Raw genomic sequence first — 25,924 nt, 5'->3', positions numbered from 1 at the left:
GGCGCTAAGTTAGTTTAAAGGCTTGTTAAAAAGTGTTAAAAGAAAAATTAGTTTAGTTGTTCGCTAATTTTTCCGAACCGGCGCTCGCGCTTTTGATAATCGACGATGGCCTCAAAAAGATTTTTGCGTCTAAAATCCGGCCACAAAACATCGGTAAAATAAAACTCTGTATAGGCCATTTGCCACAGGAGATAATTGCTAATTCTGTGCTCGCCACTTGTACGGATCATTAACTCTGGATCTGGAATATTAACCGTAGTAAGTTTGGAAGCGAAAAAGTCCTCAGTAATTTGATCAATCTCTATTAAATTTTCTTTTACAGCTTGAGCAATTTTCTTGGTTGCCGCTAAAATCTCCCATTTTGCACTATAACTTAATGCCAAGGTAAGCGTGCATTTTTTATTATGGGCCGTTTTTCCCATGGCTTCGTTTAAGTCGTCGATACATTCTTGAGGGAGCGATTCTATATTGCCAATGGCATTTAACTTCACCTCATTTTTATTTAACGTTTCTGTTTCCTTGTTTATGGTCGATATAAGGATTTGCATCAATGCGTCGACCTCTTCTTTAGGTCGATGCCAGTTTTCTGTAGAAAATGCATAAAGCGTTAAATATTCAATTCCAACTTCCACGCAGCCTTCTACAATATCTTTCACAGACAAAACTCCTTGCTCATGACCGAAAATGCGCATTTTTCCCTGATTTTTTGCCCATCTACCATTGCCATCCATTATGATAGCAATGTGTTTTGGTAACCTACCTAAGTTTATTTTTTCTTTAAATCCCATTTTTCGAAATACAAAAACCACTTAAAAAGAATAGCATTTTGCGGAAACAAAGGTAATAGATATGCCAACACTAACAAATAGGTACGTATCTCTTTTCCTTAAGTCGCCACGCTGGGTACCAGGCACCCCAGATTTGTTGAAAGAGGGATCTGAAAAATTTATAAATTCTTCACCTTTTTTTACAAGTGCAGGATTTTCGCTGTATAAACCGCTTACATCGTCTAGATAGTCTGTATTTGCTGTTCGATAACCAATCTCAGAAAAAATGCTAAACCCACCGTCCCGCTGATATCTCAATCCCAAACCATAGGGAATGGTTAGCGTTTTTCTGGCATAAGGTTTCTCCTGTCCCTCAGTTTTCAACTTAGCTAATTTATAGCGAGTTCCATCGTATTTTACGGCTGGATCAAACAAAACTATACCGGCACCTGCAAATACGTAAGGCGTTATTCTACGGTCGTCGCCATTTAAGCCAAATCCAATAAAATTAAAATCGGCGATGGCGCTTAACTCATTCATATTTGTCGTAAATGCCAGATTTCTATTTCTAAATTGCGCGTTGTTAGAATTCGCATCATTCCCATTAATTTGCCCGAAAGTATAGTTAAGACGTGCTCCTAAATATTCTGAAAAATTTCTCTTTACATAAAGGCCTGCAGAAACGCCGCTTAACAACAACGGATTATTTTGGTTCAAGTCGCCTATATAGCCGGCGCCACCTGCCGCCAATCCTAGCTCCCAATTACTGTAACGTGGCTGCGCGTAAACAAAATTGGAGAGCAAAAAAACCGCTACCAATACAAATGTCGCTTTCAGTTTTGCCATATTAGTAATTTCGGGTATCTATGCCCCACAACAATTTGTTCCTCAGCGTTTTTAAATAAGTCTCATGATTTAAACGAATTAGGTTTAACCCGAAAGAAGCGCGCTTTAAGGTAATTTTCACAGACCTTTCTACGGTGACAGTTCTGCTGTCGCAAGACACCAAAAACTTAGATTCCCTTGCTTCAACTTCAAAAGAAAGGGTATTGGCATCTGGCAATACCACAGGCCTAACGTTCAAATTGTGTGGCGCAATGGGTGTAACGACGAAATTTTCTGAGCCGGGGTAGATGATAGGCCCCCCACAACTTAGAGAGTAAGCGGTAGAACCGGTGGGTGTGGCTATAATCAGACCGTCTGCCCAATAAGAATTTATAAATTCTCCATTCATACTTGCGTGTATAATCATCATTGCCGAAGTATCTCTCCTATGAATGGTTACATCGTTTAGGGCGAAATTCTCTCCACCAAACAGCCCGTTATCAGACTCAAGCGCCAACAATGATCTACTTTCTAGGGTAAATTCTCCTTTTATCAACTCGCTAAGTGCGGTTTTAATTTCATTTTTACTAACACTTGCCAAAAAGCCTAAACGTCCAAAATTTATACCTATTACAGGTATACCAGAATCCTTAATAAGCGTAAGCGTATCTAGCAACGTTCCGTCGCCGCCAAGGGTAAGCAATATATCTGCTTGCGCCTTTAACTCTTTATTGTTGTGAAAAATGGTTGTATTTTTTGGAAGTTTAACCTTGTCCTGCAAAAAAAGCTTGAACTTGGAATAAATGACAGGATAGATTTTGAAACCTTCCAACTGGTCAAAAATTTCTTGAACATAGGGTAATACTGTGTCGTTGAAGTTCCTTCCGTAAATTGCTATCCTCATAAAATGGCCTTAAACATTTAAATAGTTCATAAAAGAGTCGAATCTCTCTTGACTTCCATCATCTATTTTGATGTTGTTGTACACTTCCTTAACATGATAATTATACCTTTCAAAAGAAGCGACAAGTCCGGTAATGTCTGTTTTATTAATTTTAAGCGTTAATTCTAAACGCGTAGTATCTGCAAAAGCATTTACAGAAGAAGATAGAACTTGTGCATTATCGGCTTCGACAATTTGGGCAATGTGTGCCAAAGAATTATCGCGATTTCCAATTTCTAACACAATAATCCCTCCGGCTTCGGTTACAGCAAACTGTTCTCCAACGGCATCTATAACATCATTTATAGAAATTATGCCTAAATATTTTTTTTGTTGGTCGAGTACAGGAACGGCTGTAAGGTTCATTTGGCTCATCAACCTAATCACATCATATGTATGAGCGGAACTCAATACAAAAGCGTTAATCAAGGTAGAGGGTATATCTATTACTCTTGTGGAATGATCTGCAACTTCTAACAAATCTTCTTCCATTAATAACCCTAAAAAAACTCCAGAATTTACGACTGCAATATGTTTGAGTTTAAATTCGTTTAGCCTATCCAATGCAACCTGAACAGTTTGCTCAGGGACTAATGAAGGTATGTGATTTGATATGAGTTCTTCAGCAAACATTATTTAAGTAAGATCCTATTTAAAAATTTATCTAAATATGCATTAAAAATAGCGGGATGTTCCATCATCGGTACGTGACCGCATTTATCAACCCAATTTAATTCTGAATTTGGCAATAGTGCATAAAATTCTTCAGCAACTTCTGGCGGTGTAACTGTGTCATTTCTCCCCCAAATTAATGAAGTAGGAATGGTAATTTTTGAAAGTTCTTTCGCCATATTATGCCTTATAGCTGACTTTGCAAGGGTTAATATTCTAATCACTTTCGATCTATCGTTCACTGTAGCAAAGATTTCGTCTACCAGTTCTTTGGTAGCAATCTTTGGATCATAAAAGGTAAGCTCTACCTTTGTCTGGATGTAATCATAACTTTCTCTGCGAGGAAAAGAGCCACCGAAAGCATTTTCATACAGACCAGAACTGCCGGTTAATACCAATGCTTTTACAAATTCTTGGTGCGAAGTGGTAAAAACAAGTCCAACATGACCTCCGAGTGAATTGCCAATTAAAACCACCTGACTGAGGTTCTTAAATTTTAGAAACCTATGCACATATCTGGATAATGCTTTAACGCCTAATGTTAATACAGGCAATTCATAAATGGGCAAAATTGGTACAAGAACACGATAATTATCTTTAAAGTGATCTATAACGTTTTCCCAATTACTCAACTCGCCCATAAGTCCATGTAGCAATACCAATGTCTCTCCCTTGCCCACCTCCACATATTTAAATCCGTCCTCTTCAATAATCTGGTATTTCATAGGGTATGTTAATAGTATTTGCTACTAAGGTAGTAGAGTAAATCTAAATTATTGCATCTAAACCCGTTTTTTCTTTTAAAAAGATGAAAACAAAAACAGCGAAAAGGAGGCTTTTTCTAGGCTTCGCACTAAAGCGATTTTAAGATAATTACACTAAAACAATCTTAGGCCAATCTTTGCTTTATAATTTCTGAGATGAGTTTTCCATCAGCCTTACCAACCAATTGCTTATTGGCTAAACCCATTACTTTACCCATATCTTTCATATTTGTTGCGCCGATGTTCTTAATCACTTCATCTACAACAAATTGAACTTCTTCTTTAGACATCTGTTTCGGTAAAAACCGACTAATAACTTCCATTTCTTCCACCTCCACTTGATATAGATCATCTCTGTTTTGAGCTTTATAAATGTCCGCCGATTCTTTCCTTTGTTTAATAAGCTTTTGAAGAATTTTTAATTCGCCTTCTTCATCGAGATTAACAGCATCTTTTTCTGTTTTTGCCACCAAAAATGCGGCTTTAATTGCCCTTAAACCACGTAACGCTGCATTGTCTTTTGCCAACATTGCGGCTTTAATTTCTTGATCTATTGTTGTTAAAATCATAATAATATTGTCCTATTTTTATTTCGTGTTTATGTGCTGCTTCGCTGAATTAGTGTAGCGGTAGCTTGCGCGGTTGGCATAATAAGCATATCGTTAATATTTACATGTTTCGGTCTGCTTACTATGTACCAAATTGCATCAGCGATGTCATCTGCAATAAGGGGTTCTAATCCATCATACACTTTTTTGGCCCTATCTGCATCTCCATCAAACCTAATGAGCGAAAACTCTGTTTCTACCATACCAGGATTTATTGCTGAGACTTTAATTCCATGTGGCAATAAATCTATTCTCATCGCTTTGCTCAGCGCATCTACTGCATGTTTAGTGGCGCAATATACGTTACCGTTTGGATAAACTTCCTGACCAGCGATGGATCCAATATTGATGATATGACCACTTTTACTTTTGATCATCCAGTTAGAAACAATTCTTGTAACGTACAAAAGCCCCTTTACGTTGGTATCTATCATCGTGTCCCAATCTGCTATTTTACCGGCGTTAATGGGATCTAATCCTCTGCTTAAACCGGCGTTGTTTATTAGCACGTCTACGTTTTTCCAGTCTTCCGGAATACTTTCTAATTCAGCCCTCAGCTTGCTTTCTTCTCTCACGTCCGCAACGATCGAGAGAATCTGTACATCGTATTTATCTGCCAAATGGCCAGAAATTTTTTCCAATTGCTCTTTACGCCTAGCTAATAAAACGAGGTTATAGCCATGTTGGGCGAAAATATGAGCACATGCCTCACCTATGCCAGAGGTTGCGCCAGTAATTAATGCTATTTTATCCATTTCTTTATCCTTTAAAGTTATGACAACACAACAGTTAAGATTCGTTTTTGATTTCTATAGTTTATTAGTTTATTGAAAAATCAAACTAAAAGTAAGTTGCCGCTGGTTTAATTTACTTATTGGTGTCGCAAACGCAGTGTTATCGTGCTGCAAAACATCATTTGGGGTATAAGAAAGCTTAATCTCTGGAGACACTTTTATGTATTCGAAATAAAAATCTAATCCAAGTGCAGCTTCGTAAGAAAACGAACTTCTTCTCACCTTCAAAAACTTATTAATTTCGGATTCCCCCTCATCGAAAGTTTTCTTTTTTGACGCCAGATCAAAAGACATCTTTGCTCCACCAAGAAAATAAGCCCTCACATTGTTCACCTTATTAGACTGAAATTTAAACGACAATGGGAGTTCAAACAAGGTAGCCTGAATTTTTTTTTCAATGGACGAATCGAACTGTCTTATTTGTCCATCTGCGAGGGTATCTGGATCAGTTGCCTCATAATCATACCTCATAATCCGATCAGAAAGCACCATAGACGGAGTTGTACGTATTTGGAAATTTTCAGTAATTCGTCGAGATATTAAAAACCCAAGCCCAAAACCTGGCTTTGGCGTACTAGAAATCGCTGTTAACCGAGGCGTTATTTGTTCGCCAAGTATATTTTCTTTATAATCATAAAAGGGTTCTCGCCAATTGGGGTTTTTTAAAATCTTATATTCGGCAGACACATACTGAAAAATATACCCGAAACTCCAGTCTTCATCGTCAGCGGCACTTGACCAATTTTGCGCGTTGGCAGAAAGCTGAAGCACGCAGATAGCCATGGTGAGAAAAACAAATTTTTTCCTCATTTTATACCAACGTAAATAGAACTTATGCCAAAGGTAAGCTCTTGCTGCTTAGTTGCTTTAAAGCCAACTTCTTTAAGCATATTCAGAAATTCATTGCCATCTGGAAAGGCGGCGACAGATTCTGGCAGGTATTCGTAAGCACGTTTATCTTTAGAAAAAACTTTCCCAAAAAATGGCGTAACCTGCTTAAAATAAAATTGATAAGCCTGCTTTACCGGAAATGCTTTAGGTTTTGAAAACTCCAAAATTACGATTTTTCCATCAGGCTTCAACACCCTGTACATGTCGGCAAGTCCCTTATCTAAATTTTCGAAATTTCGCACTCCAAAGGCAACCGTGATGGCATCGAAGGTATTGTCTTCAAATTGTAGCCCTTCGGAATCTCCTAGCTGAACCGAAAAAACAGTTTGGAGGTTTCGTTGTGAAATCTTTTCTCTAGCAACATTCAACATGCCTTCAGAAATATCCACACCGACCACTTTTTCTGGATTAAGTTTCTTGATTGCCTCGAACGCGAAATCGCCTGTTCCCGTCGCTACATCCAACATTACGCGTGGTTGTATGGAAACCAATTCTTTGATGGCCTTTTTGCGCCATAAAATATCTATCCCAAGTGAAAGAAAATGGTTTAAAAAATCATAAGTACCAGAAATGTTGTTAAACATGGTGGCAACCTGATCTTTTTTGGTTGTATCGTTTAATTGATATGGGGTGATTTGCTGTTTCATGTTTAGTGCCAAAGATAAAGAAAAACTCGGGGAGTCGGAACGCACAGCAAATAAGCGGCAAAATTTACATTATTGCTAAACTTCGGTAGCACTTGATCGGCAATACACTAGAAACAAATTTCTACCTTTGCAAGATGATTATCAAAAAGGCAAGTTTTGTTTGCAGCAACACACAAGTATCGGCTTTGCCGCTTCCTAATAAACCAGAATATGCTTTTATAGGAAGATCTAATGTGGGGAAATCTTCGTTAATAAATATGTTGGTTAACCAGCATGGATTGGCAAAAACCTCTCAGCGGCCCGGAAAAACGCAGCTTATCAACCATTTTTTAATAAATGAAGAGTGGTATATTGTAGATTTACCTGGTTATGGTTATGCAAAAGCATCTAAAACCAGTAGAGAGAAATGGGAGAAATTTATTAGAGCCTACCTCACAAAAAGAGAAAGCTTACAGTGCATTTTCGTATTGATAGACAGCCGATTGGAGCCTCAGCAAATCGATTTGGAATTTTGCTATTGGCTGGGCGACAAACAAATTCCCTTTACACTTCTATTTACAAAAGCGGATAAACAAGGCGGTGGCACCACGGGAAAACACGTGGCTGCCTTTAAAAAGAAGCTGAGCGACTGGTTTGAGGAAATACCAACTACTATTGTAACTTCTGCAGAAAAAGGCACTGGTAAAGAGGAAGTATTAAATTTCATCCATGAAGTGAATAAAGATTTTGCAATGCCTGTTATTGATTAATCAAAGCTAGATCGGACGAACCTAATCTAAGTATAAAACCTCTATGAAAAAATATTTTTCGTTGGTGCTTTTTGCACATTCTATATTTGCGTTGCCCTTCGCAATGATCGGGTTTTTTTTAGGAGTAACCACTACAGAAAGTCCGTTTTTGTGGCAAAAATTAATTCTTGTTCTACTTTGCATGGTTTTTGCCAGAAATTCTGCCATGGCTTTTAACAGATATTTAGACAGAAATATTGACGCAAAAAACCCAAGAACGCAAATGCGAGACATTCCGGCCGGCAAGGTTTCTGCAAAGCAGGCCCTCATATTTGTAATTGTTAATTGCGTGCTATTTATTATAGCAACGTTTTTTATAAACAAACTATGTTTTTTCCTCTCTCCTATTGCCCTTTTCGTCGTTTTATTTTACAGTTATACAAAAAGGTTTACCTCACTTTGTCATTTTGTTTTAGGACTTGGTTTATCGCTTGCACCAATCGGCGCTTACATTGCTGTAACTGGTCACTTTGGCCTCGTACCTGTTTTATATTCCTTGGCAGTATTGTTCTGGGTAAGTGGATTCGATATTATCTATGCGCTGCAAGATGAGGGTTTTGATAGGGAAGAAAAGCTTTTTTCTATTCCTTCTGCGCTTGGGATAAAAAATGCTTTAAATGTTTCCATAATGCTTCATTTTATTTCTGCAGCATGTGTAATTTTACCCATATTTTTATTGCCAAATGCCTTTAGTTGGGTGTATTATATAGGAGTTGCGTTTTTTTGTAGCGCATTGGTCTATCAACATTTATTGGTAAAGCCTAACGACATAAGCAAAGTTAACCGTGCCTTCGCCACCACAAATGGCATGGCTTCTGTCATTTTTGCAGCCTGTTTTCTAATCGATGCACTTCTAAAAAACTTTAGTTAATTTTCCTTAAATCATTTTTATCTATGCAAATCGCAAAAAAACAACGAAACTATATTCCCGAAAATTTAAACATCAGATGGGAAAGCTTAGAACCTATTTTAAACGAATTAAAAGTTAGAGAAATTGGCAATGTTAAGGAATTGGAAAAATGGCTTAGAGATCGTTCAGAAATAGAAGCTGCGTTAGAAGAAGATTTTGCGTGGCGTTATATAAAAATGAGTTGCGACACCGCAGATGAACAACTGGTTAAGGATTTTCAATATTTCGCGACTGAAATTGAGCCTAAAATATCACCGTTAGGAAATGAACTAAATGAAAAATTTGTTGCAAGTCCTTATGTGGATGAATTAGAGGAGCAAAAATATTTTGTCTATAAACGAGGCATCACGACCGCACTACAACTTTATAGAGCAGAAAATATTTCGCTTTTTACCGAGTTGCAGGTAAAGCAGCAAAAATATCAAGCCATTACGGGCGCCATGTCGGTAGAGATAAACGATCAAGAATATACCCTGGAGCAAGCTTCTATTTTTATAAAAGATATAGACCGCAATGTTAGAAAGAACGCGTGGGAAATAATTCAAAATCGCCGACTTGTTGATAAAGCCGCATTGAATGTCCTTTTCGATGAATTGGTTACATTGAGGAATCAAGTTGCGTTGAACGCTAATTTCGAAAACTATAGAGATTACATGTTTCAAGCCTTGGGACGATTTGATTATACTGCGCACGATTGCTATGATTTTGCAAATGCAATAGAGCAAGAAATTGTGCCGATTTTGAGAGAACAGGCAGAAAAACGCCAGATTGCTTTAGGTTTAGACGAATTACGTCCTTGGGATATGGATGTAAGCGCGAGCGGAAAACTGGCATTAAAACCATTTAATAATGGCGCTGAACTTATTGATAAAAGCATTGCATGTTTCAACGCAATCGATCCAAAACTGGGCGAAAAATTAGAAGCAATGAAGGCAAACAATTTATTCGATGTAGAAAGCAGAAAAGGAAAGGCCCCGGGCGGTTATAATTACCCGTTGGCAGAAACTGGAGCTCCATTTATTTTCATGAATTCGGCGAATTCGTTACGAGATTTAACAACTATGGTACACGAAGGTGGCCATGCGGTCCATACTTTCTTAACTGCAGATTTAGAGTTAAATGACTTTAAACATTGTCCATCAGAAGTGGCAGAACTTGCTTCTATGAGCATGGAACTCATTTCTATGGATTTTTGGGATGTCTATTTTACCGATGCTGCGGAATTAAAGCGCGCCAAAAAGGAGCAGTTGGCAGATGTTTTAAAAACATTACCTTGGGTTGCTGTAATCGATCAATTTCAGCATTGGATTTATACCAATCCGGAACACAACGCCGATAATAGAGAACAAACTTTCAAGCAAATTTACGAGCGATTCGGTGCTGGTTTTGTAGATTGGAGTGGTTTTGATCAACAGTTTGGAAATGTTTGGCAGAAACAACTTCACTTATTTGAAGTACCGTTCTATTATATAGAATACGCCATTGCACAATTAGGAGCCATTGCAGTTTGGAAAAACTATAAAGAAAATCCTAAAAAAGCTTTGGAGCAATATTTAGCTGCGCTATCTTTGGGATACACCAAACCGATCAATGAAATTTATGAAACCGCAGGTATAAAGTTTGATTTTAGCGCCGAATACGTAAAAGAATTGGCAGATTTTATAAAAGAAGAATTGGCTAAATTAGATTAGAGGTTTAGGGGTGATTCATCAAACGTTAACTTGTGTTAGTGCTTTACATTTTTGGGCGCTTTTACCCGCTTTCCGCTAAATCTTTTCCCCTGCTGAAAAGCAGGGGAAAAGTATATCGCTGCAATCGGGAGCGCTCGCATGATGGAATAATATAAAACAACGAATTACATTCGGATTAAAAATCGAAAGCTAGAAATTGCATTCTAATTTCTGCTGACCGACTTTGTGGTGGGTATATTGCGTGGCTTGGTAAGAGCCTACCGCAGAGCCGGATAAGTTTTTCCTTTACTCAAAAAACTTAACGCAATCACTGAACAGCCAGATACTGAACGGCACCCCAAAGTTAGTACAGTTGAAAGTTCTAGAACGACATTATATTTGAGCCCAGTTAGTACAGAACCTTTTCTTTCCTCTTGAACTTTAAAATCATATACATCACCACTATCGATAAAACAATCATGATTAGGTAGCTGTAACTTAGATTGGCTTCGTCTTTAGCGGGCACTATGCTTACAATTCCGTAGCTCAAGAAAGAAACAATCACGTAGGTTACGCCACCGGTTAAGCCACCAGAAATCCCACCATTCTTAGGGAATTTCGCCAAGCAAAAGGTAAAATAATTATTAAACGTAAACCCTGCACAGATATGAATGACAAAAGCAAAAGCAATCATCGAATACAAATTACTGATAAAATATACGCTTACAATCATTAGGATCACAAATCCAAGTTGCATGGCAATGTTTGCGGCCATGCGTCTAAAAAAAGGTTTATTAATGGTTGCCTTACCAATAAACCCGCCGACCATCCAAGCAAAACCTAAAATGAGTGAGCTGTATCCCGCCACTACAGGTGTTAAATTTAATTGGTGTTCAATAATAAAAGGACCGGTCATATTATAAACCATAACCATGCAATAAGCCAAACCAAGCATTATAATACCTAAACTAAAGCTTGTTGTTTTTATCATGCCTAAATAAATTCGAGCTATGCTTTTAAATTTAAATGCCATGAAGTGAACGAGTGTTTCCCCTCCAAAAATAACCTCCAATAATACAAAAACCGTAGCAAAAGCCCCAAGAAAATAAAAGTTAGATTCCCAACCAAATACAGTTTGTAAATAACCACCAACAAATGGCGCAACAATTGGTCCGGTAGACCAAATGATGGTAAATAAACTCAGGTAATGCTTTAACTTCTCGCCTTCAAATTTATCTACAAAGTAAGCTCGTTTAGATACAACGATTGCGCCGGCTGTAACGCCATGCACTGCACGTAGGAAGTAAATGAAATATATATTATGCGTATTTGCGATAAGAAAACTTGCCAATGCAAAAGCAACTAGACACCATAAACCAATTTTATAACGTCCAAAACTATCCAAAACACTTCCAATAAAAAGCTGGGAGACGCCATAGCTAATCAAAAAAATACTCAATGTAAGCTGTATATCTACATCACTTACCCGCAGTTGTCCGGCCATAGTTGGCAGAGACGGAATGTAAATATCTGTCGCAAAACCTGAAAGCGGTATCAAGCCAAAGGAAACCAACGTTGCTATTGATATCTTTTTGTCTTTCGTTTCTATTGCACTTCTTTGCATGATTTCCCCTTGTAAATAATCTTCTAAAAAACCCTAGAAGGGCTAAATGGGCTGCAAAAGTACCAATTTAGGTCAACACAACATCTCTTATTTTTATTAATGACAATTTACAAAGGATTGGCTGAACTTAGTGAAAAATAACAAAGACATTTAGCTGCATTCTAACAGTTGAGCGCAAAATAGTTGTCACAATATCTGTTTTTACGTGATAATTTTTTATGTTTGAATAACACAAGAACCAAAATATCGATGTTCGACAATCTTTTCAGAAAGAAATCTATTGACAAAATATTAGAAGATGCGGCCAATGGATACGGCGATCATGAAAATTCCCTAAAAAAAACACTCGGCGTTAGAGATTTAACGGCTTTTGGGATTGCTGCGATTATTGGAGCAGGGATTTTTAGCACCATAGGTAAAGCCAGTGCAGACGGCGGCCCTGCAGTAATATTTCTATTTATCTTCACGTCCCTAGCTTGCAGCTTTGCAGCATTTGCCTATGCAGAATTTGCATCTATGGTACCAGTGTCTGGCAGCGCTTACACCTATTCCTATGTAGCCTTTGGCGAATTGGTGGCTTGGATTATCGGCTGGTCGCTGATTATGGAATATGCCATTGGGAACATTACGGTAGCCATTTCGTGGTCGGATTATTTTACCGGACTGCTCTCCTCCATTCGAATACCGGCGCTCGGGATAGACGGCATAAATATTCCCAGCTACATGACAATGGATTATTTATCTGCTTCAAATGGCCATCAGCATGCGCAAGCTTTGATAAATGCAGGGAAAAGCTTAACCGCTCTTGATCCGGCAACTTCATTGGCAAATAGCGCTTGGTTGGCAGCCCCTACCATTGGCGGATTCCATTTGGTCGCTGACTTACCTGCTTTGGGAATTATTATTTTAATTACCTGGTTGGTTTACAGAGGTATGAAAGAAAGTAGAAATGCAAGCAATGCCATGGTTGTGGTAAAATTAGCTGTTATATTATTAGTGCTTTCGGTTGGGGTATTTTATATAGACACAAAGAACTGGAATCCTTTTGCGCCTAATGGCGTTTCTGGCGTATTAAAAGGTGTCTCGGCGGTATTCTTTGCTTACATCGGTTTTGACGCCATATCTACTACGGCCGAAGAGTGCAAAAATCCACAACGAGATTTGCCAAGGGGGATGATGTGGGCCATTATTATTTGTACCGTTTTATATGTGGCGATTGCGTTGGTGTTAACTGGAATCGTTAAATCTGATACCTTGGCCGTTGGCGATCCACTTGCTTTTGTATTCGACCAAATAAATTTAAAACTAATGAGCGGCATTATTGCAGTGAGTGCTGTTTTTGCCATGGCGAGCGTCTTACTCGTTTTCCAAATGGGACAGCCTCGCATTTGGATGAGCATGAGTCGAGATGGCTTGTTGCCTAAGCGATTTTCTAAAATTCATCCAAAATATAAAACGCCATCTTTCGCTACCATCGTAGTGGGATTTGTAGTTGCTGTTCCTTCACTCTTTATGAACCTTACCATCGTTACAGATCTTTGTTCTATTGGTACGCTTTTCGCTTTTGTACTGGTTTGCGCAGGTGTTTTGGTGTTGCAAAACAAGCCAGATGTTAAACGTGGTAAATTTAGAATTCCTTACCTAAATAGTAAGTTTATCATTCCGGTGGTGTTTATAGCCTCAATCGTCTTCGGTTTTGTTAAATACGGTAAACAAACCGAAGCTTTTTTATCCAACAGCCCAAAAACAATCGAAACAATCAGTTTGGTTACGTCACTGAATAACGGAGAATTAAAAGTATTGAAAGAAGAAATTGTAAACAGTGCCGATCCAAAAATAAGATTAGACAGGTCTGTCGATGCAGAATCTTACTTAAGTAGTTTGCCTCCAACACGATACGAACAATTTATAGCTGCTTCTTCTCTACCGGTTGAAAAGCGCTATGAAAGTGGGTGGGGTTTGTTTAAACACAAAATACCCATGTGGATATTTTTATTTATCTGCGTAGTTATGTGTTATTATTGTTTTACAAAAAACTTAAGTCTCATTCCAGTATTGGGATTATTAAGCTGCCTTTATATGATGTGCGAATTGGGTATTTCTAACTGGATTGGCTTTGGCGTTTGGCTAATAATCGGGCTCGTTATTTACTTTATGTACGGGTTTAAGCATAGCAAACTGCGTAAAGAAAATCAACTGATTGTTTCTTAAGTTCCATTGAGATATTGGTTCGGGCTTTTCATCTGGATAAATCCCGGCCTTATTACATCTAACGCTCCTATGAAGCTTCTAAAAAGTGCCATCGGCACGACCGATTTACTATCCTAGGGTTTTAACTCTAGACGTAGAGTCTTTTTTCCATGGGGATAAATCCCGACTTTATTACATCGGTCGCTCCTATGGAGCTAGAACTAAAGTGCAACCGGCACGACCGAATTACTATCAAGACCCCGACTCGTCTGAACTATGATTCGTATTGATTTTTTGAAGGCTATGATTTTAATCAACAGAAATTCCAGGCTTACGCTGACTTCCTTGGCTTCATTACTCTCTTAAATTGCAAAGAAGGGGATCCAAAATTTATTAATAATCCAATTTCCATGTGGTAAGCTTCTAAATAGTTTATCGCTTGTGCAAGATGTACATCTTCTAGTCTTATTACCGCTTTAATCTCCACCATTATCTTTTCGGAAACAAAGAAGTCAACTCTTCGTGTGCCGATGTCATGTCCTTTGTACTTTAATGGCATCTCCTTCTCTCTCTCATGCGAAATTCGTTGTAGAGAAAGTTCTATCGATAATGCTCTTTGATAAACTACTTCTTGGAAACCGTTGCCTAAATGCTTGTGCACCTCCATAGCGCACCCGATAATTTTACCTGTAAGTTCGCTATCAAGATAATCCCTGTTGACAAAGTACTCCGTCATAACACCATCATCATAGTCCTCATATCATCATTTAAAATCATAGTTCAAGACATTACCTAAACCACCACGTTCATAATCTTTCCTTTTACAAAGATGATTTTTTTGATAGCCTTGCCATCCAAATATTTATTGAACTGTTCATTTGCCAAAAGCGCTTCTTCCGCTTCAGCTTGAGTCAATGTCAATGCCAAAGGAAGATTCATTTTCATCTTGCCGTTGATCGAAACGGGATATGCAAATTCATCCTCTAAAAGATGAGCAGGATTAAAAGTTGGATAATCTACGAAAGATAGTTCTCCGGCCTCATTGCCTAATAGTACCCAAAGTTCTTCGCAAATATGAGGTGCATAAGGTGATAAGGTAATAACCATGTCTCGCAAAATACTTCGCTTGTTGCACTTTAAATCCGTCAACTCGTTTACCGCAATCATAAAGCTCGATACCGAAGTATTAAACGAAAAACGTTCTATGTCTTCTTGAACTTTTTTGATTATTTTATGTAGCGCTTTTAATTCTGCTTTAGTAGGCTCGACATCTGAAACGCTGAAATCCCAAGTCTCGTTGTTGTGGAATAACCGCCAAAACTTACGCAAGAATTTAAATACGCCTTCGATACCATTGGTATTCCAAGGTTTGCTTTGCTCCAACGGACCTAAAAACATTTCGTACATCCGCAAAGTATCTGCGCCATAACGTTCAATCAAATCATCGGGATTAACCACGTTGAACTTTGACTTAGACATTTTTTCTACTTCAACACCACAGATATATTTGCCGTTCTCTAAAATAAACTCAGCATCTGCATATTCTTCTCTAGAAGACTTAAATTTAACTAAATCGAGGATCTCGTTATCCACAATGTTTACATCAATATGCAGGGCAGAAGATTTATATTCTTTCCTCAATCCGGCAGAAACAAAGGTATTCGTAGGCCTTCCATCTTCATCTGAGATGCGATACACAAAGTTACTTCTTCCCTGAATCATCCCCTGGTTGATCAACTTTTTAAAAGGCTCTTCTTGATTTACATAACCCAAATCTTTCAAAAACTTGTTCCAAAAACGACTGTAAAGTAAATGCCCGGTAGCGTGCTCCATACCACCGATGTACAAATCCACATCTTGCCAATAATCTATTGCCTTCTTATCAGCGAAAGCGCCATTATTATTTGCGTCCATATATCGGTACCAATACCAACTACTTCCGGCCCAACCTGGCATGGTACTTAGTTCGTAAGCCCCACCTAAATCCTCCCCTTTAGGGAGGACTTTATCCCTTGCAACTATTTCCTCAATCTGCATGATTTTTAAGTCTTTCATTGAGTCGAGTTTTTGCTCGATTTGTGCAACTACACCTTCAGGATTTCCTATAACTTCTTCGTTTTTAAATCGAATAACTTCATAATTATAGAGCGACAACACTTCTGTTCGCTGTTTATCTTCTTCAATTATTGAATCATGATATTTCCCATCAACCTCCACAACTAAACCTTTCCTAAGAGAAATAAAATCCACTATATACCTGTCTACAGGATGCTGTCTCCTAAACTTGACCCCAGTTTTGTCACCTCTTAAAAGTTGCCACAAGATATTCTCGGCCTCGGTTGGTTCTGAACGATTTTGTTTCGCGTGTTCTTTTAAGTCGCCATAATACGCCGGATCTGCTTTTGCGCGGTAGGCGTCTTCCAACACCCTCTCCTCCGGGGAGGGTTGGGGTGGGGCGTTATAATTCCAATCTTCTGCTCTTGCCAAAGGTGGTTCGCCAGTTTCTGTAGGCAAATATTTGTCTATCTCCGGAAGCACCAATGGAAGTTCTTCCTCCTTAATTAAATAAGGTAAACCGTCTTTAAAGTAGATAGGAATTGGCTCACCCCAGTATCTTTGTCGGCCGAAAACTGCGTCTCTTTGGCGGTAGTTTATCTTTGCCTTACCTGCGTTATTTTCTTCTAACCAAGTGTTTAAAAAGGGAATTGCTTCTGCGTAAGTCATTCCATCTATAAACCCTGAATTGATGTATTTTCCTTCTTTAGTTGGGTTTGCTTGGATATCTAAACCAATCTGTCCGTCTAAAATCTGTGGAATAGGCAAATCGAAATGTTTCGAAAACAACCAATCGCGTTGATCGCCGCTTGGTACCCCCATAACCGCACCTGTTCCGTATCCCGCCAATACATAATCGGCAATCCAGATGGGAACAAGTTCTTCGTTTACTGGATTGATTGCATAACTGCCGGTAAAAGCACCCGAGACAGTTTTTGTATCCGCCATGCGGTCCAGTTCGGATTTCTTTTTAGTATCTATAATGTATTTCTGTACGGTTTCTTTCTGCTCTGGAGTAGTCAAATCTGCCACCCATTCATGCTCTGGCGCAAGCACCAAGTAGGTAACGCCAAAAATAGTATCTACTCGGGTGGTGAAAACTTCTATCCCCCTAGCCCCCGAAGGGGGAATGGCATGCAGGGTTTCCCTTAGAGTCTGTAAGACTTTTTCAACGTTGTTTAAAACCTCCTCGTTGGTAAAACGAATTACACTAAATCCACTTTCATTTAAAATTTTTGTCCTTGCTTCGTCTGCTTCAATTTGTGTATCATGAATTTTCCCGTCAACTTCAACAACTAATTTTTTTGATAAACAAACAAAATCAAAAATGTAATCATCGATTAAATGCTGTTGTCTAAATTTAAAGCCTAGCGCTTTGGACTTTAATCTTTGCCACAAAATACTTTCTGCATTGGTCGGATTATTTCTCATCTCGACAGCATGAGGCAATAGCAAATGCGAATCATTGCCTCCAGTCATGTAGCCCGGTTGTTTCGACGCATTATCCCCCCCTTTGGGGGCAAGGGGGAACTTAACTAATGCCCCAATACTTTTTCCGATCCAGTTGCGCTGCATTTCTTTAACTGGTTCGGGCCAATCGATGGTGTTTAAACCTTGCAACAATCTATCCGCATATGCAGTAATTCGCATACTCCACTGCATCATTTTCTTTTGCTCAACCGGATGTCCTCCTCTTTCGGAAAAGCCATCCTTTACTTCGTCATTTGCCAACACCGTCCCCAATGCGGCGCACCAGTTTACCGTACTTTCTCTTAGATAGGTTAAGCGATATTTTAAAAGTTCTGTTTGCTTTTCTTTCTCCGTAAAAGTTGCCCAGTCGCTTGGCAAAAATGTTTTTATATCATCGTCGCAAACGGCTTTTACATCTGCTGTACCTGCGTTATTAAATTTCGCTATTAGTGCGCTGATGTCTTCTGCCCTATCATTTTCTACGTTGTACCAAGAATTAAAAAGCTGCATAAAAATCCATTGTGTCCACTTGTAATAAGAGGAATCACTGGTGCGCACTTCTCTGCTCCAATCGAAAGAAAATCCTATTTGATCCAGTTGCCTGCGGTATGTTGAAATATTTGTCTCTGTGGTAATTGCCGGATGTTGACCAGTTTGTATGGCGTATTGTTCTGCTGGAAGACCAAAAGAATCATAGCCCATTGGATGAAGAACGTTAAAACCTTTTAACCTTTTGTAACGGGCAAAAATATCTGAAGCGATATAGCCAAGCGGATGACCAACATGCAAACCAGCTCCAGATGGATATGGAAACATATCTAGCACATAATATTTTGGCTTGTCTGAGGAATTTTCTACTTTAAAAGTCTCGTTTTCAGCCCAAAATTGTTGCCATTTCTGTTCTATTTCTTTAAATTGATAATCCATTGCACCGGTTAATTTTTTGAACGGCAAAATTACGCAAAATTAAGGCAATTTAGGAAACGGAGGATGATTTTAAGGAGCTTAGAAAGTTGAGAACCGAAAATTTACGTTTCACATTTAACGGTGAAATGTATATTGGACTGAAGAATAATAGTTAAAGTTTAGCTAAACACATGACATGTTGAAAGCGCCGAAAAAACGACAACATTTACAATCAGCTAACCTGATGTTCCAAAATAAAAAATGCACTTTAGATAGGCCCAAAGTGCATTTTTAATGTTCTATTTAATTCTAACGCGCTAAATAATAAGTCCTAGTCTCGTTCGTTTTATCGTTTTTACCATCAAATTGCAAGGTATTTGCATTAATAACCACATTCGTGCAATAATAATTAGCATCGGCAAAGCTCATATTGAACGTGTTATCAACCACAATATAACTTCCAACTCTAGTCTCACCGTTTAAACTGCGTTCAAGTTGATCGTCATTGTTAGAACTAAAACTGAAATAATCATTGTTAGTTATTTGTATTGATATCAAATCTGGACCAACAATTTTAGTCACATTCCACTTGCCAATCAACTGTGATTTTAATGAGGTGGAATCTTTTTTACAAGCAACGAAACTTGTGGCGACTGTTAATAAGATAACAATAAGGATATTTTGCTTTTTCATTAATGGGTATTTTTTGTTTGTTTAATTTAATAACGTCGGCTTCTCAAATTTCGTACCGCTTTGACATAAAACTATTGTTTTTAAACTAAACCTGCCTAATCGACGTTAAAATTGCAAACTCTAGTGTTTTGTTTCGACTTATCCGTCTATAATTTATATTTTCGCAGAATAAAGATAAACACATGGAAGAATTTGAAGTTAGTGATGCCTCCAGAAAAACCAAGACGGTTTATATTTCTACCATTTTTAGCATTGCATTGGTGCTGCTAATGTTAGGCCTACTTGGGTTAGTCCTGGTGCACGCCAAAAATTTATCCAACTATGTTAAGGAAAACATCGTTTTAAATATTATTGTAGATGAAGGTGCAAAAGATGCAGATGTGCTTGCTTTTCAAAAAGAATTAAAAGCGAACCCAGCAGTAAAAGAAACCCAATATGTTAATAAAGAACTTGCCGCACGAAATTTAACGAAAGATTTGGGCGAAGATTTTGTGAGTTTCTTAGGATACAATCCGCTCACGTCCACTTTTGACGTATACCTTAAAGCAGATTACGCAAATACCAAAAGCATAGAAACGCTTAAGGCTCAAATTCAGAAAAATCCACTTGTAAAAGAGGTGGTTTACCAAAGTTCTTTGATAGATATGGTAAATAAAAACATAAGCACCATTAGCCTTTTTATTTTAGCTTTTGCAGCAATTTTATTGGTAATTGCAGTGGCACTTATAAATAACACTATTCGGTTGGCCATTTACTCACAGCGCTTCTTAATAAAAAGTATGCAACTTGTCGGTGCAACTAAAAATTTTATTAGACGTCCTTTTCTATTATTTGCGGCACTGCACGGTTTAATCGCCGCATTTATAGCCATCATTATTTTGTTGGTTACTTTGATGTACGCCCGCAAAGAAATACCGGAAATAATTATACTTAATAACCCAACAGAGTTTGGTTTTGTATTTTTACTTTTAATGCTAATTGGCATTTTTATTACCGGCTTAAGCACTTGGTTTGCGGTAAGCAGATATTTACGTTTAAAATCTTACAATCTATATAGATAATGGTAGAAAAAAATTACAGACCTGCAAAGCAGGAAAATGGCGATCCAAGTCTTGTTTTTGGTAAAAAAAATTATCAATTACTGCTCATTGCAATCGGAATTGTAGTGGTTGGTTTTTTATTAATGATGGGAACTACAGACATTTACGACTTTAGGAAAACACTTTTAGCGCCCATGGTTGTGCTTGCAGGTTTTGCATTTGGGATTTACGCCATTCTGAAAAGATAGATCTTGCTCAGTTACCTGAGATACCCAATTTCGCAAAATCGATTTTAACACCGGATCGTTTTTTAAGCATAAATAACCGACGGTGTAAAACGCATTAAATTTTATCAAACCTAATTTTTCTGCTCCTGTTTAAAAATGAATTACTTTCAAACCATAATTCTTGCCATTATAGAAGGATTAACAGAGTTTTTACCAGTTTCTAGCACTGGCCATATGATTGTTGCATCGTCTGTAATGGGCATAGCAAGCGATCCCTTTGTAAAGCTGTTTACCATAGCCATTCAGTTAGGTGCAATTTTGGCAGTTGTGGTTCTTTATTTTAAAAGATTTTTTAAAACATTAGACTTTTATCTAAAGCTTTTGGTAGCATTCCTACCGGCAGCGTTTTTTGGACTGCTGTTCAGTCACCAAATAGACGATTTGTTGGAAAGCCCACTTACCGTTGGCATTATGTTATTTGTTGGTGGCATAATTTTGTTGTTTGTAGACAAATGGTTTAATAAGCCCATCGTTCACCAAGAGGAAAATGTAAACTATGCAACTGCTTTAAAAATTGGTTTCTTTCAGTGTATCGCAATGATTCCCGGTACATCTCGTTCGGCAGCGACTATTGTAGGCGGCATGAGCCAAAAACTGGATAGAAAAGTAGCGGCAGAATTTTCGTTCTTTCTTGCTGTACCAACAATGTTCGCCGCAACCGGTAAAAAAATATGGGATTTTTATAAAGCAGGTTATACCATTAATCATCAAGAAATAAACTTGTTGATTGTGGGCAATATAATTGCATTTGTTGTGGCGCTAATCGCTATTAAGGCTTTTATAGACTTCCTAACCAAACACGGTTTCAAGCTTTTTGGTTGGTACAGAATCATCGTTGGACTTGTAATTATTGTGATGTTATTGATGGGTCACGACTTAAAAGTGATTTAATGGCGTGTTACGTAGACCATGCCAAATACACCAATAATTGGGGCGTTACCCCAGAAAAAGGGGTCGCGCTTTACGTTACAATCTTTTTGCTCGCTCCTCGCAAAAAGGATTTTCACTGCAATCGCTAACCGCAAAAACCACATAAGCCAAAAAAAAGTTTTGATCGAAAAAAAACCTATCGAAGATTTAAATTTCGCAGAAGGCGAGCTTTTACTTTTTAACAAACCCTACAAATGGACTTCGTTTGATGTGGTGGGGAAAATTAGAAACTCGCTTAAACCGCTTAAATTAAAAGTAGGCCATGCTGGCACTTTAGATCCATTGGCAACAGGACTGCTCATACTTTGCACAGGTAAACTAACCAAACAAATAGACAGTTTCCAGGCCGAAGAAAAAGAATACGTAGGTACAATGATTCTTGGCGCCACCACTCCGTCATTTGATCTAGAAACTGCGATCGATCAAATCTTCGACATTTCAAATATTAGTACCGAAGACATTCTTTCTGTTAGAGATTTTTTTCTTGGAGAAATCGTTCAATACCCACCAGCCCACTCTGCTGTAAAAATAAATGGTGAACGATTGTATGTAAAGGCCCGTTTAGGAGAGGAAGTAGAACTGAGGCCGCGTTACGTCACAGTAAGCGAATTTGAGATCACAAACATCAATTTTCCAGAAATAGAATTTAAAGTGGTTTGTAGCAAGGGTACTTACATTCGTTCAATTGTTTCTGACTTTGGAAAAAAACTTCAAAACGGCGCTTATTTAAGCAAGCTTACACGTACAAGGAGCGGGAAATTTTTACTGAGCAATGCCTATGAAGTGCAAGATTTTGTTGCCCAATTAAAAACAATTAAAGAGACAAACAAATTACTTGAAACATAAAGGCTTTTAAACAAAAGCGCCCAATTGATGTTGTAAAGCCACAGTAAATCATTAAATTAACCTTGTTATTCACTCGTGAAAATCTATCATAACCTATCCGAATTTAAAACGATAAAAAATGCCGTGGTAACAATTGGTACGTTTGACGGCGTCCACATCGGCCATCAAAAAATCATAAAGCAAGTAGTAGATTGTGCTAAAGAAAAAGGTGCTGAAAGTGTTATTTTGACTTTTTTCCCGCATCCGCGGATGATCATTGATCCGGAAAATCAACAGTTAAAAATGATCTCTACTTTAGATGAAAAATCAGAAATGATCGCTGAGCTTGGTATTGATCATTTAGTTATCACTCCATTTACAAGAGATTTTTCCAACCAAACACCCGCAGACTATATAAAAAATATTCTGGTAAAAAACATTGGCACAAAGCACATCATCATAGGCTACGACCATCGCTTTGGCAAAAATAGATCTGGAAACTTAGCGGATTTGAAGCGTGCTGGCTTAGATTATGATTTTACGATAGAGGAAATTGCAGAACAGGACATTCATGATGTAGCTGTAAGTTCCTCTAAAATACGAGAAGCCATTTTGGCTGGTGATGTAAGTTTGGCAGCCGACTATCTCGGATATCCCTTTTCTATATTCGGGCAAGTAATAAAAGGGGATAAAATTGGTAGAACCATTGGGTTTCCTACGGCTAATATTTTTGTAGAAGAAACTTACAAATTAATTCCATGCGATGGAATTTATGCCGTAACGGTAGAAATGGAGGAAAAGGTGAAAGGTGAAAGCTCGAGGGTTGAAGTTAAATCGCAAAAGCCCTATCCCCTAAAGCCTAAATCCTCAACCTTTACCGGTATGGCTTATATTGGCCAAAGACCCACCATAAACGGAATGACTAAAAATATTGAGGTGAACATATTTAATTTCAATAAAGAAATTTATGGACAGAGCATCAAAATGAATTTCTTAAAGTTTCTCCGTCATGATGAAAAGTTTACCAATTTAGATAACCTAAGAATCCAATTAGAGGTGGATAAAAAAAATACGTTGGAGTTTTTTGCACTTAGAAATTCTATTTAAGTTGCATTTATTCATACTCATTTTTGCCATCTATCCTATTTACAACTTTTGTTTTTTGTCAGCGAATGGCTAGCACCTTACTTGTAGAACATAACTAACCTAGATGATATTAACCATTTCTTTTAAAATCTAAATTCTAGGTCACATATCTATTGGATATTTACAATTTTTAGCAAATCGAAAAGTGCTAGCTTATCATTTTTATGGCTTTAACCTATGTTTCTAATAAATAGGGCAAATATTTTTAATTATATTTACCCAACATGCACCTACCCTATCTCATTTCAGATCTTGGTTTAATTCTCGCTGCAGCAGGGATAACAACGCTTATTTTTAAGCGAATTAAGCAACCCTTGGTTCTGGGATACATTCTAGCAGGACTACTTGTTGGGCCTCATTTAGACTATTTTCCCACCGTTACCGATTTAAAAAGCATTAACATTTGGGGAGAAATTGGCGTTATTTTTTTACTCTTCAGCTTAGGGTTAGAATTTAGCTTTAAAAAGTTAGTAAAAGTGGGAGGGTCAGCTTCTATTACGGCAATTGTGAAAGTACTATTTTTAATGGGTGCCGGATATTTGGTGGGAAAAATGCTTCGTTGGAAAGATATGGATAGCCTTTTTTTAGGTGGAATTCTATCTATTTCCTCTACCATGATTGCCATCAAGGCATTCGAAGAGCTGGGTCTTAAGCACAAAAAATTTGCCGCCCTAGTTTTCGGAGTTTTAATAGTAGAAGACTTGGTAGCAATTTTACTGCTCGTGCTCTTTTCTACTCTAGCTGTAAGTCAACAATCTGCCGGCACAGAAATGTTTTTCTCCATTTTGAAACTAGGATTTTTTCTAGTTTTATGGTTTTTAGCAGGGATATTCTTAATCCCATCATTTTTAAAGGCTACAAAAAAATTAATGAACGATGAAACGATGCTGGTCGTTTCATTGGCGCTCTGTTTGGTTATGGTTATTTTGGCAGATCGAGTTGGTTTTTCTCCTGCGCTAGGTGCATTTATAATGGGTTCTATACTTGCAGAAACCACACAAGCAGAGCGGATAGAGCATTTAACAAAATCTGTAAAAGACCTATTTGCAGCAGTATTTTTCGTGTCAGTTGGCATGTTAATAGACCCATCTATGTTGGTAAAATACGCTATCCCAATCGCCATAGTGAGTTTTGTGATTATTTTCGGAAAAGTAGTTAGCACCGTTTTTGGCGCACTTTTATCTGGCCAACCACTAAAAACATCGGTGCAAGCTGGAATGAGTTTGGCTCAAATTGGCGAATTCTCTTTCATCATCGCTTCTTTAGGGCTCAGCCTAAAAGTGACGAGCGGATTTCTTTATCCAATAGCTGTCGCAGCATCGGCCATCACCACTTTCATCAGCCCTTATTTGATGAAACTGTCGGAGCCCTTCTATAACTTTTTAAATAGAAAACTGCCACAAAAATGGCTAAACGCTATCGATAGCTACAGCTCTAGCACCGAAGGAATTACAAAATTAAGCGATTGGAGACTTCTGTTACGCGGATATTTAAGCAATACCATCATTCATGGCGTGCTGATCACTTTTATCATTACACTATCCTTTACATATCTAGAGCCTTTTTTGAGCGAAAATATAACCAGTTCAGTTCAGGCCAAAATAATTGGCGTTGTTGCATCGTTTATTGCAATTGCACCTTTTCTTTGGGCGTTATCTTTTAGAAGAATTCAAAAAAAAGCGTATTCTCATCTATGGTTAAATAAGAAATATACCCGCGGGCCTTTAGTTGCCATAGAGCTAGTTAGAGTTTTACTGGGAATAGCATTCGTTGCCTTTTTAATTTATAGATCGTTTGATACATGGGTTGGAGGTACAATTGCAATCGCTTTAATGATTGTTGGAATGGTAATTTTTTCGAAAAAACTGCAATCGTTTTATGATCGACTCGAAAAAAGGTTTATGTTAAACTTGAATGATCGAGAAATGCAGCGTCCCGATATCCTTCCGTGGGATACGCATTTAACGGAGATTACGGTTTCACCAGAATCTGAGGTTGTCGGGAAAACGCTTGCTAGTTTAATGATTAGGGAAAAGTTTGGCGTTAACATCGCCATGATAGCGCGCGGACGAAATACCGTCCCAACACCTGGTAGAGATGAGGTGCTTTATCCAAATGACAAATTACTTCTTATTGGCACAGATACGCAGCTGGAAGAGGTAAAAGCTATTTTAGAAGTAGATTTACCAGAACAGGAAGATGAAACTCAGTTTCCAGACAAGGAAATGAAATTGCAGAAAGTTTTGGTGCATGCAGAATCTAGCGTCTTTGGAAAAAGCATAAAAAACGCAGGAATTAGGGAGCGAGCAAAAGCACTAATTGTAGGAATAGAGCGCGGCGAGGAAAGGATTTTAAATCCTTCTTCTGAGTTTATCTTTGAGAATGGCGATGTAGTTTGGATTGTGGGGAATTATAAGAAAATTAAGGAAGTGATTTAAATTTCCTAAATCTTTAAAAAAAAGCCAAAAAAAAATCCCGA

The 25,924-nt window shown here is 38.0% G+C and carries 23 protein-coding genes; 10 read left to right on the top strand and 13 right to left on the bottom strand.

The window, feature by feature from the left end; all coding sequences use genetic code 11:
* Positions 1-47: 47 nt before the first annotated feature.
* From ACVWYG_RS14700 to ubiE, 9 genes are all read right to left on the bottom strand, one after another.
* Positions 48-788: an isoprenyl transferase gene (locus ACVWYG_RS14700; protein ID WP_457271025.1), complete on the bottom strand. Its 741-nt coding sequence runs from the start codon at positions 786-788 to the stop codon at positions 48-50.
* A 21-nt stretch (positions 789-809) separates the two neighbouring features.
* A complete protein-coding gene (gene porG, locus ACVWYG_RS14695) occupies positions 810-1,613 on the bottom strand; it encodes a type IX secretion system protein PorG (protein ID WP_457271023.1) in 804 nt (267 codons plus the stop codon).
* 1 nt (position 1,614) lies between these two features.
* On the bottom strand, positions 1,615-2,496 hold the full coding sequence (locus tag ACVWYG_RS14690; protein ID WP_457271021.1) for an NAD kinase: 882 nt from the start codon (positions 2,494-2,496) through the stop codon (positions 1,615-1,617).
* A 9-nt stretch (positions 2,497-2,505) separates the two neighbouring features.
* Positions 2,506-3,168 (bottom strand): CBS domain-containing protein, encoded by a 663-nt coding sequence (locus ACVWYG_RS14685; protein ID WP_457271019.1) that lies wholly within the window; start codon positions 3,166-3,168, stop codon positions 2,506-2,508.
* Positions 3,168-3,932, bottom strand: coding sequence for an alpha/beta fold hydrolase (locus ACVWYG_RS14680; RefSeq protein ID WP_457271017.1), 765 nt, complete (start codon positions 3,930-3,932; stop codon positions 3,168-3,170). Before ACVWYG_RS14680 ends, ACVWYG_RS14685 begins: the two co-directional genes overlap by 1 nt.
* 164 nt (positions 3,933-4,096) lie before the next feature.
* On the bottom strand, positions 4,097-4,540 hold the full coding sequence (locus ACVWYG_RS14675; RefSeq protein ID WP_457271015.1) for a GatB/YqeY domain-containing protein: 444 nt from the start codon (positions 4,538-4,540) through the stop codon (positions 4,097-4,099).
* A gap of 29 nt (positions 4,541-4,569) precedes the next feature.
* On the bottom strand, positions 4,570-5,334 hold the full coding sequence (locus ACVWYG_RS14670; protein WP_457271014.1) for an SDR family NAD(P)-dependent oxidoreductase: 765 nt from the start codon (positions 5,332-5,334) through the stop codon (positions 4,570-4,572).
* A gap of 69 nt (positions 5,335-5,403) precedes the next feature.
* Entirely contained in the window at positions 5,404-6,183 is a 780-nt protein-coding gene (gene porT / locus ACVWYG_RS14665) for a type IX secretion/gliding motility protein PorT/SprT (protein WP_457271013.1), read from the bottom strand.
* Complete coding sequence (ubiE, locus tag ACVWYG_RS14660) at positions 6,180-6,911, bottom strand: bifunctional demethylmenaquinone methyltransferase/2-methoxy-6-polyprenyl-1,4-benzoquinol methylase UbiE (RefSeq protein ID WP_457271012.1); 732 nt, start codon at positions 6,909-6,911, stop codon at positions 6,180-6,182. The genes porT and ubiE overlap by 4 nt, the downstream gene beginning before the upstream one ends.
* A 134-nt stretch (positions 6,912-7,045) precedes the next feature.
* Here ubiE and yihA point away from each other — a divergent pair, with 134 nt between their 5' ends.
* Genes yihA through ACVWYG_RS14645 form a run of 3 tightly spaced genes read left to right on the top strand, consistent with a single transcriptional unit; the run spans position 7,046 to position 10,300 of the window.
* Positions 7,046-7,660 (top strand): ribosome biogenesis GTP-binding protein YihA/YsxC, encoded by a 615-nt coding sequence (gene yihA, locus ACVWYG_RS14655; RefSeq protein ID WP_457271011.1) that lies wholly within the window; start codon positions 7,046-7,048, stop codon positions 7,658-7,660.
* A gap of 43 nt (positions 7,661-7,703) precedes the next feature.
* On the top strand, positions 7,704-8,570 hold the full coding sequence (locus ACVWYG_RS14650) for a 4-hydroxybenzoate octaprenyltransferase (RefSeq protein ID WP_457271009.1): 867 nt from the start codon (positions 7,704-7,706) through the stop codon (positions 8,568-8,570).
* Positions 8,571-8,593: 23 nt separating this feature from the next.
* Positions 8,594-10,300: a M3 family oligoendopeptidase gene (locus ACVWYG_RS14645; RefSeq protein ID WP_457271007.1), complete on the top strand. Its 1,707-nt coding sequence runs from the start codon at positions 8,594-8,596 to the stop codon at positions 10,298-10,300.
* 388 nt (positions 10,301-10,688) lie between these two features.
* On the opposite strand, the gene ACVWYG_RS14640 is transcribed toward ACVWYG_RS14645, so the two are convergent.
* Positions 10,689-11,903 (bottom strand): MFS transporter, encoded by a 1,215-nt coding sequence (locus ACVWYG_RS14640; protein WP_457271006.1) that lies wholly within the window; start codon positions 11,901-11,903, stop codon positions 10,689-10,691.
* Between the two features lie 249 nt (positions 11,904-12,152).
* On the opposite strand from ACVWYG_RS14640, the gene ACVWYG_RS14635 reads away from it, so the two are divergent.
* Entirely contained in the window at positions 12,153-14,114 is a 1,962-nt protein-coding gene (locus tag ACVWYG_RS14635; RefSeq protein WP_457271004.1) for an amino acid permease, read from the top strand.
* Positions 14,115-14,424: 310 nt separating this feature from the next.
* Here the strand turns inward: ACVWYG_RS14635 and ACVWYG_RS14630 are convergent, their stop codons facing one another.
* From ACVWYG_RS14630 to ACVWYG_RS14620, 3 genes are all read right to left on the bottom strand, one after another.
* Entirely contained in the window at positions 14,425-14,829 is a 405-nt protein-coding gene (locus ACVWYG_RS14630) for a GxxExxY protein (protein ID WP_457271002.1), read from the bottom strand.
* Between the two features lie 56 nt (positions 14,830-14,885).
* On the bottom strand, positions 14,886-18,545 hold the full coding sequence (locus ACVWYG_RS14625; RefSeq protein WP_457271086.1) for a leucine--tRNA ligase: 3,660 nt from the start codon (positions 18,543-18,545) through the stop codon (positions 14,886-14,888).
* Between the two features lie 288 nt (positions 18,546-18,833).
* Entirely contained in the window at positions 18,834-19,217 is a 384-nt protein-coding gene (locus ACVWYG_RS14620; RefSeq protein WP_457271000.1) for a hypothetical protein, read from the bottom strand.
* Between the two features lie 182 nt (positions 19,218-19,399).
* Between ACVWYG_RS14620 and ACVWYG_RS14615 the strand changes: the two genes are divergently transcribed.
* The 6 genes from ACVWYG_RS14615 (at position 19,400) to ACVWYG_RS14590 (ending at position 25,883) form a co-directional block, all read left to right on the top strand.
* Positions 19,400-20,278, top strand: coding sequence for a cell division protein FtsX (locus tag ACVWYG_RS14615; RefSeq protein WP_457270999.1), 879 nt, complete (start codon positions 19,400-19,402; stop codon positions 20,276-20,278).
* Complete coding sequence (locus ACVWYG_RS14610) at positions 20,278-20,505, top strand: DUF3098 domain-containing protein (RefSeq protein ID WP_457270997.1); 228 nt, start codon at positions 20,278-20,280, stop codon at positions 20,503-20,505. The genes ACVWYG_RS14615 and ACVWYG_RS14610 overlap by 1 nt, the downstream gene beginning before the upstream one ends.
* A gap of 135 nt (positions 20,506-20,640) precedes the next feature.
* Positions 20,641-21,435 carry an undecaprenyl-diphosphate phosphatase gene (locus tag ACVWYG_RS14605; RefSeq protein WP_457270995.1) on the top strand — a complete coding sequence of 265 codons (795 nt, stop codon included), beginning with the start codon at positions 20,641-20,643 and terminating at the stop codon, positions 21,433-21,435.
* 159 nt (positions 21,436-21,594) lie between these two features.
* Positions 21,595-22,320, top strand: a complete 726-nt coding sequence (gene truB / locus ACVWYG_RS14600; RefSeq protein ID WP_457270993.1) for a tRNA pseudouridine(55) synthase TruB — start codon at positions 21,595-21,597, stop codon at positions 22,318-22,320.
* Between the two features lie 75 nt (positions 22,321-22,395).
* On the top strand, positions 22,396-23,406 hold the full coding sequence (locus ACVWYG_RS14595) for a bifunctional riboflavin kinase/FAD synthetase (protein WP_457270992.1): 1,011 nt from the start codon (positions 22,396-22,398) through the stop codon (positions 23,404-23,406).
* A gap of 263 nt (positions 23,407-23,669) precedes the next feature.
* Entirely contained in the window at positions 23,670-25,883 is a 2,214-nt protein-coding gene (locus ACVWYG_RS14590) for a cation:proton antiporter domain-containing protein (protein ID WP_457270991.1), read from the top strand.
* Positions 25,884-25,924 lie beyond the last annotated feature (41 nt).

It is taken from the genome of Pedobacter sp. UYEF25, from assembly GCF_054061655.1.
This window is presented reverse-complemented; position numbering and strand designations above follow the sequence as displayed.

Excerpts from the sequence above, each read along its gene's own strand:
- ACVWYG_RS14700 (WP_457271025.1), bottom strand. The coding sequence starts at position 788 with ATGGGATTTAAAGAAAAAATAAACTTAGGTAGGTTACCAAAACACATT.
- porG (WP_457271023.1), bottom strand. The coding sequence starts at position 1,613 with ATGGCAAAACTGAAAGCGACATTTGTATTGGTAGCGGTTTTTTTGCTC.
- ACVWYG_RS14690 (WP_457271021.1), bottom strand. The coding sequence starts at position 2,496 with ATGAGGATAGCAATTTACGGAAGGAACTTCAACGACACAGTATTACCC.
- ACVWYG_RS14685 (WP_457271019.1), bottom strand. The coding sequence starts at position 3,168 with ATGTTTGCTGAAGAACTCATATCAAATCACATACCTTCATTAGTCCCT.
- ACVWYG_RS14680 (WP_457271017.1), bottom strand. The coding sequence starts at position 3,932 with ATGAAATACCAGATTATTGAAGAGGACGGATTTAAATATGTGGAGGTG.
- ACVWYG_RS14675 (WP_457271015.1), bottom strand. The coding sequence starts at position 4,540 with ATGATTTTAACAACAATAGATCAAGAAATTAAAGCCGCAATGTTGGCA.
- ACVWYG_RS14670 (WP_457271014.1), bottom strand. The coding sequence starts at position 5,334 with ATGGATAAAATAGCATTAATTACTGGCGCAACCTCTGGCATAGGTGAG.
- porT (WP_457271013.1), bottom strand. The coding sequence starts at position 6,183 with ATGAGGAAAAAATTTGTTTTTCTCACCATGGCTATCTGCGTGCTTCAG.
- ubiE (WP_457271012.1), bottom strand. The coding sequence starts at position 6,911 with ATGAAACAGCAAATCACCCCATATCAATTAAACGATACAACCAAAAAA.
- yihA (WP_457271011.1), top strand. The coding sequence starts at position 7,046 with ATGATTATCAAAAAGGCAAGTTTTGTTTGCAGCAACACACAAGTATCG.
- ACVWYG_RS14650 (WP_457271009.1), top strand. The coding sequence starts at position 7,704 with ATGAAAAAATATTTTTCGTTGGTGCTTTTTGCACATTCTATATTTGCG.
- ACVWYG_RS14645 (WP_457271007.1), top strand. The coding sequence starts at position 8,594 with ATGCAAATCGCAAAAAAACAACGAAACTATATTCCCGAAAATTTAAAC.
- ACVWYG_RS14640 (WP_457271006.1), bottom strand. The coding sequence starts at position 11,903 with ATGCAAAGAAGTGCAATAGAAACGAAAGACAAAAAGATATCAATAGCA.
- ACVWYG_RS14635 (WP_457271004.1), top strand. The coding sequence starts at position 12,153 with ATGTTCGACAATCTTTTCAGAAAGAAATCTATTGACAAAATATTAGAA.
- ACVWYG_RS14630 (WP_457271002.1), bottom strand. The coding sequence starts at position 14,829 with ATGACGGAGTACTTTGTCAACAGGGATTATCTTGATAGCGAACTTACA.
- ACVWYG_RS14625 (WP_457271086.1), bottom strand. The coding sequence starts at position 18,545 with ATGGATTATCAATTTAAAGAAATAGAACAGAAATGGCAACAATTTTGG.
- ACVWYG_RS14620 (WP_457271000.1), bottom strand. The coding sequence starts at position 19,217 with ATGAAAAAGCAAAATATCCTTATTGTTATCTTATTAACAGTCGCCACA.
- ACVWYG_RS14615 (WP_457270999.1), top strand. The coding sequence starts at position 19,400 with ATGGAAGAATTTGAAGTTAGTGATGCCTCCAGAAAAACCAAGACGGTT.
- ACVWYG_RS14610 (WP_457270997.1), top strand. The coding sequence starts at position 20,278 with ATGGTAGAAAAAAATTACAGACCTGCAAAGCAGGAAAATGGCGATCCA.
- ACVWYG_RS14605 (WP_457270995.1), top strand. The coding sequence starts at position 20,641 with ATGAATTACTTTCAAACCATAATTCTTGCCATTATAGAAGGATTAACA.
- ACVWYG_RS14590 (WP_457270991.1), top strand. The coding sequence starts at position 23,670 with ATGCACCTACCCTATCTCATTTCAGATCTTGGTTTAATTCTCGCTGCA.